This window comes from Bacillus cereus group sp. TH152-1LC (assembly GCF_027710505.1).
Lineage (GTDB): Bacteria > Bacillota > Bacilli > Bacillales > Bacillaceae_G > Bacillus_A > Bacillus_A mobilis.
Window position 1 is genome coordinate 1 of sequence record NZ_JAQFNK010000052.1, and the last position, 8,779, is coordinate 8,779.

Below are 8,779 nucleotides of genomic sequence, written 5' to 3' on the forward strand. Positions count from 1 at the left end.
TCTAAACCTACTGACATTGCTTCTGTAATCATAGTACGAACATATCGTTCCACCCATACTGGACCAAGCTTCAACATGTCATTTGCTAGTGGAATAAATGCTGTTAATTTCAGTTGAGTAATTGATTCTTTTCGGAATGTAGCATTTAATTGTCCTTTAATATCACCAAATAACGGTCCCCATACAGCTGCACCCTCTGGATCTCCATAAATAAATTCTGTCACGGCTCCTAAATTCTCTAAACCGATATGATCTAGCAACGGATGGCCTTGAACTAAATCATCAAAAATTCTCTCTTGTGTTGTCTTAGGTAAAGTATCAGTAGACTTAAAGCCGCCATCTTCCACAACTGCATTAAAGAACTTCATTTCTTCACTTGTTAATACATTAGCGCCACGAGACTGCATAATAGAACGATCTACCATTGATTCATTCACTTGATTTAAAATATCTGCTCGTACATCTGTAGCAAGTGCTTCAATCATGGAATTTAGTGCTGCTGATTGTTCTTCTGCTGTACCTTCCTGTGTTGCTTTTGCAAAAGCCAGTTTCTTCTCTTCGAAATTATTAAACTTAATAACCATATCTTATTTTCCTCCTAAAGTTAAAAAGAGCGTACTCAGATTCTGTTTTGTATTAACAGGCTCTTGAATAGGCTCTTTTGGATTTTTATTATTTGGCTGTTTCATATACTTAGCTACTATATCTTCTTTAAAATTTTCTACAACTTCCACTTCTTCATCTTCTTGCGTATCATCAATTTCAATTTCATCAGCAATTTCATCAGCTAAACCAAGTGCGACAGCTTCTTCTGCTGTTAGCCATGTTTCATCTTTTAAAAGTTGTTTTAATTCTTCGTCTGTCCCAACAAAACGTTTTTTATAAGATGCCGCTAAAGCTGAATCAATCTTTCGTAAATCTCGTGCTGTTTTTTCAAATAAATCTGCATTTCCATATTCAAAGGTACTTGCTTGATGAATCATCATCATAGTATTACTAGGCATAATGATCTTATCACCTGCCATTGCAATTACAGACGCGGCACTAGCTGCCCAACCATCAATATGAACTATAATTTCCGCACTATGCTGCTTTAACTGATTACAAATTGCTACACCGTCAAATGCGGAACCTCCACCCGAATTAATATGAACGTGAATTTTTTCTGCTTTAACATCTTGAATTTTTCTTCTTACTACTTCAGCATTGTTTTCACTAAACCATCCACCAATTGACCCATAAACAGTTAATTTGTATTCATTTTCACCTTTAGCTTCAAAACGAATATCTCGTTTTAAGTTCAAAAGCTTATTCATATTCACATGCTCCATCATTTCTCACCCCCTTCAGATTCATTTAATTTTGTATAGTTCTTCGTAATATGATGGATATTTAGATTTGGATCATCCGACTCCTCATAATCTACTTCTGAACGAATTTCATTTCCTGTAAATGCACTTGAAGAAATGAGTTTATCAATACTTGTCGCAAGATCAAATATACTTTGATAGGAAACAGCCTTAACCTCAATTTTTCGTCCTAAAAGATATTCACTCATTTCAAAGAATTTAACGTTCGCTTCATCAGATAGCTTTTTTAATAATGGTCGTACTGTGAAAAGCATATAATTTTTCGTTTGCTTTTCTACATCAGCCATTTCTCCATATATCAGAGCTATAGGAATACCAATTGCCATAGCTACTTGATTCAAGAAACCATTTGTTACTTTATTGATTTCTTCCACACTTGGACCATTTGCAACACCATCGTATATCTCGTTATAATTAATACCTTTTTGCTGTGGAACAATAGCTATATCTTTTGAACCGATTGACTTATACATATTGTCTATAAACTCTTGTAGCTTTGCTATTTGTTCCTCAGTTTTAGCACCAATCATATCCATATCAACCGTGCCACGAACTTGATTTTTACGTTTCTGTGAGTTTAATATCCTACCAAATAAATCACCGTAATCTTCAAATAATCCATCAATAAGTGGAGATAATTTATCATTTCGATACTTCAAATGAATAACTTCGCTTTGCTTAAAACTTCTCTTAAACGTATAATCTTTTACCCTTACATCAGTAAAAATATCTTCAAACACAGCGTACTCATTATGTTGAAATCCATCTGCAATAAGTAAATCACCATCATCTGCTTGTATGACTAAACACTCATTATCATAAATAAGTTTGCGAACAAACCTTTCCCAAAAGGTACTTGCGGTCATATTCTTGTTTGGTCTTACGTTTAATCGATAATACAGCTCATTCTTCTTAAATTCTTTACCATTTCTTACTCTAAATTCAGATTGACTAATCGTCCTTCCTAAAAATGAGACACATGTATCAATCGCCAAACGTTTCATATGAAGCCTGTTTGCTGTATCGGTTAATGCATCCAGATCCAACATAAATTCTAGTTCTTTATTTCTTCTAAACACTGAACCTAACCATCCAATTGTCATCACCCCCTCTTAAAATTTCAACGCATTCAGCAAGTCCAATGCTGCACCAACATCTTTTTCTCTTACCTCGTCCGCTCGATACATAGCATGTACAAACGCTTGGAATCCATCTGTTTTTCTACGAACTGGCTCTTTCTTTTCATATATTTTATTTCCATCTTTCCTTATAACAACGAGTACATTATTGGTATACCAACGCATTAACGGATTATCACCAAAAATAATCTGACGATGTGCAAATGCAACTTCAATTCTAGGGGCGAGCAATCCATGAATAGCTTTCGGATTCCTAATGACTTCAACCTCAAACCCAGCATCCTCGAAAAGTGTCCGTAGCAAATCTGCACGATAATTATCCATTATGATTTTCTTAATATTATAATGATTTCGCATTTCAACAAACCAAGCAACTATAGTATTTGGATCAATTGTTTCTCCTTCCACGACTGTTAGAAGACCTTGTTCTTCCCATTCCCGTATTGGTGCAAACTTCTTCTTACCAGCCGTTTCAGCATCCTGTTTTTTCGAATAACTGTAGTATTTATCAACGAATTCCTTTCTAGCATACGAATGAGACTTCCATATATAATCACCATTACCTCTAAACAGCAATCCGCACGCTGCAAAATCACGAATCATCGCATAATCGAGCGCGCCAATACATTCTTGACCACGTAAGTCTGGTATCTCCCGATCTGTCGCTGCAATCTCTTCCCACTTCGCGACAGACCTTTCTAAATCTGTAACGGGTAAATTCATTCGCTTTGTCATAAACTCTTCTCTATTACTAGGGTCGTCCTCTAAATCTTCATATTCTTCTTTTATCGTTTCGAATAAGCCTTCTGCATACTCGCTTAAGGGCTTTGACAACATAGGATTAGCAAGTTCCCAATTATCAATATCATCAACTTGACTTTCATCATTTAGTTTACAAATGAATGGAAAAACTGCATTAGGACGAGCTTCGCCTTTTAAAACCTTCATTGCTTTTTCTTTTAACTTATCTAAAAATCCATCTCGTACATATCCATCTGTACCAATATAAAACTCACGCGGATTTTTCTTTTTCCCCAAACCACTGATATGAACACGAACATCTTTATTACTTTCATATTGATGTATTTCATCAAACACAACGGCACCATCACGCAAACCATCTTTTGTTTCTCCATTTGAAGTTCTGTACTTCAATATACTTTTCGTAACTTTAGAAGTAGTTTGAGTCTCTGTTGCTTTAAATCCTTGCTTTAAAATTTCATATTTACGAACAGTGTCTTTCACTTCATCAGGACTTGTCTTTGCTTGATCTTCGCTATTTGCAACAACTGAAATGTTATATTTAGGAATACCATGCAATTCACTAATTAAAAAATGAGTAATGACGGATATTAAACCGTTTTTCCCACCACCACGCCCTAACATCCACAAGAATTTCCGGTAAAAAACACGGTCATTGTTCTTATAAAATAAGAAAACGAATGCTATTAAGAATTTTTGAAATGGCTGTAATGGAAAATACCACTTTCCCCCAAAGCGGATACACTTCTCAATCATTTCATCATCAAAATACAAATCGTCTCTGTTCAAAATATATTTTTCTAGATATTCAATTAACAGTTCTCTTTCTTTGTTTAACTTTATCTTTCCAGATTGGTAGAGCTGTATATATTCTTCCACATATTTTTGTTTAATCATATTAGATCACTTGAATCATATCCAGACTTAGAACCACCAACTTTAGGAACGAGCTTTATATCTCTTCCCAAAGCAATTAATGAACTGTTAATTTTATTCCTCTCACTTATAAGAGGGTGGGCTTTAACAAAAACTTGAGAACCGTTTTTTATCGTTACGGACTCGCCTTCTTTATTAATGGTTTTATTTATTTTTCTAAATGCTTTTACAAGATCAATGTATCTTTCTACCTTTTCAACTTCGACTAAATCGGTAATATCAATACTATTCATGAGCTGTTCTTTTAACCTCACAATGCTAACAGCCATCTACCCACCCCCCTTACGTGCGTAAAATTGAAAAAAACCTGACAGTTAACCCCCTCCTCCGGTGCCCCTTAGAGCAATTTTTGATGAAATATTTTAAGGGGGGTGTTATTATCGAATCATTTTTACCACTTTTCATCGTGTTCCCATTTATTTTGTTTCTTTTTGTAAACTCTTCCGTGTTCTTTATTATGGCAATCCACACAGACTGTTTCTAAATTATCTATTTCTAATGCAAGTTCTGGATGATGTTCGAGTTCTTTTATATGATGGACAACGAGCTGTATCTTCTTACGCTTTGCGCTCTCACTGTATTCATTGGTATCCACACGAACACTACCATTACGCTTACACGCTTGGCATTCATGGTTGTCACGTTTCTTTACTTGTTCACGTATCCTCTTCCACTCACCACTGTCATAGAACTTACGCTTCTGTTGTTTGGTTTTATATTCCTTCATTCCCTCTCTACTTTCGAACTACTCCTCTGAACAACCATCTATCAACCCTTCTTTTTAATCTCATAAAAAAGGAAGGATTGAATTGCTTTTGATTCTTTTCATCATTCTTTACTAATTCTTCTATTGTCGAATCCGCAAGATGAGTCATTGAATAAAACATAGGTTGTTGCCCATACATTTTATAATACTTAAATTGCATTTCACCAATTCCTACTACCGTTCGATTTTTAAAGTACCTACCATAGGTTATATCGTCCATAGGACGAAGGCCGAGCACATCAATTTTCTTTTGTAAATTTGTTTCGATGCGTTCCATCTTCTCCACTCCTTATCTTTTCCCATTAAAAAACACCCGATTGGGTGTTTACTAATTTATATTCGTCACTTTGGTATATAAAACCAAAATTAGTAAATAATAAAAGTGGATGAAGAACTTTCACTACGGCTTTGTACATTGAATGACCCCAATTAGCTATTCTACATCTTTGAAATGTATGAATATGTATGAATATGTATATGCTTCATCCTTTCAGTCACTTCATGAAGGATAAGGAACGTACTGTGTAATTCACATTAAAACTACACCATATTTTCTTTTGTTACAATTATACAGTCGTTCTTTATTCCTTTTCCATTCTTTACATATTTAGGTTTCCTAACAGGAAATAGACTTCCATCCATACTGGAGTATCTTCTCTCATTTTGTCCTTGCCAAGGACATTTTTGTCAATTCCATTGTATATTCCTCATGTTATAATAATAATCCCTTAATCATATTTGATATCACATACAAGTTATATCAAACCTTTCTGTTTCTCTATTTGCACAGTTGCTTGTCATCCACAATTGATGAGGCAGCTGTGCTTTTTTATCTATTCCTTCAGGAATTCATCCATAGCTTTATCTAACAAATTAACATTGCTTCTTTGCTTTGTTGTATTATCTTCTATCTCATTACACATTGGAATAACATGCTCTAATTTCTTTTTATCAATATGTTCGTTTACAATATCTTCTCCTACTATTGGAAATGAACGTACCAATGATGACAGCTTGTTCTTGTTTTGTTACAGTAGATTCATTCCCTCTCCTCCTCACAAGAAAAAAAGCACTCCCCCTATGGAATGCCTTTGTTTCTTGATTCGTTGAGTTTCATTCACATCTTCGGCTTGATTATATATGAAATAGTTTCATTTCATATGATAGGATATACGACCGCGCCCTATAGATGCTTGTCTATGTGACTATCATACGCCTAATTAAATCACAACGTTTTCTCCTATCAAAGAAAAAGGGAGCAGCCAAAATGAAATGGCTACTCTTAAGGAAGCCCTATTATAGAAAGGAGCTCTATGAATGAATAGGTACCAACTAAATGGTTGTCCCATACCTTAATATATGATCACCTAACCAAATCGGTTACTTTTTTTGGTAAATAAAACAAAAGAAGTGCGTAATCAACGGGCTATGAAAAGATGCTTTGATGTCCCTTAATACTTTTGGTTTTAAAAACCATATTTACTTTGTCCTTTGGTTCCATTCTCAACTCATTTACATATAGTATCTCGAACCCTTACTTTTCGAACTATTATTTGTTCATGACTCACACACATAACAATAATAGTGAGTGTAAATTCCAGAAAACGGGTACGCTGGCACATGTACTCGTTTTTTACATAATCAAAAAAAGGTATCCATAACCAAAAGTAGAATATAGTATACATCCAGTTCCTAGTGTAATTCTTTGTATATATGTGTTGGTGAGGCGATTTCATTCGCCTCTTTTTTCTTAATTCATTTTTATTGGTATCAAAAACCAATTTAAAGCCTATAATACAAATAGAGGAAGAACCTACCATCAAATTGATGCACTGCATGCGCTAATACCCACTCATGTATCGTACCAAATGATATCCGTCATTCTTCCTCCCATTTCTATTCCGAAGGTTGAAGAATGCACAGAATACCTTTCATCTAGAATAACCAACCACACTTATATATTCTTGCATTCTTCATTCCTTCATCCATCTATAACCATTAAACCTTCCCCCTCATACTTATTTCTTCTTTTGCTTCCATACCCCATTCTTTTTATAATACGTATCTTCTCTATTCATAAAGTCCGATGTACGACCCGGAATATTATATTTTTTATTCTTTTTCTTCTCTTTTTTCTTCCTTCTTTTTTCCTCCTGAAAATCTGATTTCCATTGCTTTAACATATCCTTTTTCACTCGCATCAATTTCTGCCTCTCCTATATACATATACATATACATATACATATACATAAGATTATTCTAAATGAAAAAAGAAAAAACAAGAATCATATATATTACCTGTATCAAGAGACAAATTCATATGTACTAAAAAAGAATAACTGAACATCATTTACTCTTGTATGAAAAGCCTATATCGTTATTGGGTAAGGAAACTAACTTTTCCCTCCCCTTCGAATTACCTAAACATCATTACAACAACCTGTTTACAATTTATTAAGTAACTGAAAGGAGAGCAAAAGCTCTCCCTAATAACGGTAACATTCAATCTTTACCATCTGCTGGTTTCGGATTTTAGTATGCCACCAATATGGGGCGTTTAGATATTGAATTATAAAGTTTTTCTTGTGAGCCATGTTTTCCGCCACCTCTCACAATACAAATATAACACGATCATTCCAAAACAACCCGCACTTTTTCTGCCAAAAAGCGGTCAAGACTCTGCCACCTTTTTATTCTCTTATTTCAAATGTCTTAATTTCATTTGTTAGCTCTACTGGAACCCCTAAAAATATTTGTTCCAGATTCACCATTTTCCTGTAAATTAACCACTCCGGGTATGCCAATTGTTCGAGTATCATTCTATAATAATCTGGGTTTAACCTTAATGTGTCAGGATTTGCTCCCTTTTGCATTTGAAATTGAACCAATGCTTGTAACAGCTTTTCACACACCATCTGCTTCACCTCTTCCTTATTATATATAACTTGTATACGCAAAAGGACAAATTTATGCTTTTGACTTACCCATATCTTATATTGTGTGTAACTGACCCCTTCGCCGAATCCCTTGATATCATTGACTTAATTAAACTTCCCCTTTTGAGTTACACAGTACGAAATTTATGAGTAACTGTATAGAATTAAAAAGAAAAAGCAATGCTTAGATTTTAAACCTAGTCATTGCTTTATCCATTGCATCTTGGTTTACACCTATATAACGTAACGTGACCTTCTCTGACGAGTGATTGAATATCTCCATGAGTAATGCTATGTTTTTCGTTTGCATGTACATATGATACCCGTACGTCTTTCTAAGCGTATGCGTACCTATTTCATCTAATCCGAACTCTGCTGCAGCTATACTTAATATCTTATATGCCATACTACGACCGATAGGACGATTCTTCCCTTGCCTACTTTGTAATAGAAACTCATTGTCTTCTCTTTCTTCAATAAACCATTTAAGTTCTCTTTTTAATGCTGCAGTAATTTGAATACGTTTTTGTTTCCCTGTTTTCTTTTCCCTCATAGAGATATGGCTCCCTTTGACATCTCCTACTTTTAATTTCAAAATATCTGATATTCTGAGACCTGTATTAATGCCCATAATGAAGAGAATGTAATTACGTAAGCTTTTTTCCTTAAAATACTCTTTTAACTGTTGTATTTCTTCTGGATCACGTATGGGCTGGACAAAATTCATAGGTCATCACCCCCGTATTGCTTCTCTTTCTCATAAACTTCTAATCTAAGAGCAAAAGCAAGCTTATATATAGATCAAGTTTAATATTTTAACAATTGTTCAACACCTAATCTTTGTAAAACTTTTTCTGGACATTGAGCGAT

General features: G+C 34.5%; 9 protein-coding genes and 2 pseudogenes. All 11 read right to left on the reverse strand.

Annotated elements, in window-relative coordinates:
• Nucleotides 1-584: pseudogene (locus tag PDL00_RS34255) on the reverse strand (phage major capsid protein); the annotation flags it as partial.
• A 3-nt stretch (nucleotides 585-587) separates the two neighbouring features.
• Nucleotides 588-1,331, reverse strand: a complete 744-nt coding sequence (locus PDL00_RS34260; RefSeq protein ID WP_270733801.1) for a head maturation protease, ClpP-related — start codon at nucleotides 1,329-1,331, stop codon at nucleotides 588-590.
• Entirely contained in the window at nucleotides 1,331-2,476 is a 1,146-nt protein-coding gene (locus PDL00_RS34265) for a phage portal protein (RefSeq protein WP_270733802.1), read from the reverse strand. The genes PDL00_RS34260 and PDL00_RS34265 overlap by 1 nt, the downstream gene beginning before the upstream one ends.
• A 6-nt stretch (nucleotides 2,477-2,482) precedes the next feature.
• A complete protein-coding gene (locus tag PDL00_RS34270) occupies nucleotides 2,483-4,168 on the reverse strand; it encodes a terminase TerL endonuclease subunit (protein WP_270733803.1) in 1,686 nt (561 codons plus the stop codon).
• A complete protein-coding gene (locus PDL00_RS34275) occupies nucleotides 4,165-4,476 on the reverse strand; it encodes a P27 family phage terminase small subunit (protein WP_134994954.1) in 312 nt (103 codons plus the stop codon). The genes PDL00_RS34270 and PDL00_RS34275 overlap by 4 nt, the downstream gene beginning before the upstream one ends.
• Before the next feature lie 122 nt (nucleotides 4,477-4,598).
• On the reverse strand, nucleotides 4,599-4,934 hold the full coding sequence (locus tag PDL00_RS34280; RefSeq protein WP_270733804.1) for an HNH endonuclease: 336 nt from the start codon (nucleotides 4,932-4,934) through the stop codon (nucleotides 4,599-4,601).
• A 7-nt stretch (nucleotides 4,935-4,941) separates the two neighbouring features.
• On the reverse strand, nucleotides 4,942-5,250 hold the full coding sequence (locus PDL00_RS34285) for a hydrolase (protein ID WP_270733805.1): 309 nt from the start codon (nucleotides 5,248-5,250) through the stop codon (nucleotides 4,942-4,944).
• A 556-nt stretch (nucleotides 5,251-5,806) separates the two neighbouring features.
• A pseudogene (locus PDL00_RS34290) lies at nucleotides 5,807-6,032 on the reverse strand (hypothetical protein).
• A gap of 959 nt (nucleotides 6,033-6,991) precedes the next feature.
• Nucleotides 6,992-7,174, reverse strand: a complete 183-nt coding sequence (locus tag PDL00_RS34295) for a hypothetical protein (protein ID WP_270733808.1) — start codon at nucleotides 7,172-7,174, stop codon at nucleotides 6,992-6,994.
• Between the two features lie 489 nt (nucleotides 7,175-7,663).
• Complete coding sequence (locus PDL00_RS34300) at nucleotides 7,664-7,888, reverse strand: hypothetical protein (RefSeq protein WP_270733806.1); 225 nt, start codon at nucleotides 7,886-7,888, stop codon at nucleotides 7,664-7,666.
• A gap of 205 nt (nucleotides 7,889-8,093) precedes the next feature.
• Nucleotides 8,094-8,636 carry a site-specific integrase gene (locus tag PDL00_RS34305; protein ID WP_270733807.1) on the reverse strand — a complete coding sequence of 181 codons (543 nt, stop codon included), beginning with the start codon at nucleotides 8,634-8,636 and terminating at the stop codon, nucleotides 8,094-8,096.
• Nucleotides 8,637-8,779 lie beyond the last annotated feature (143 nt).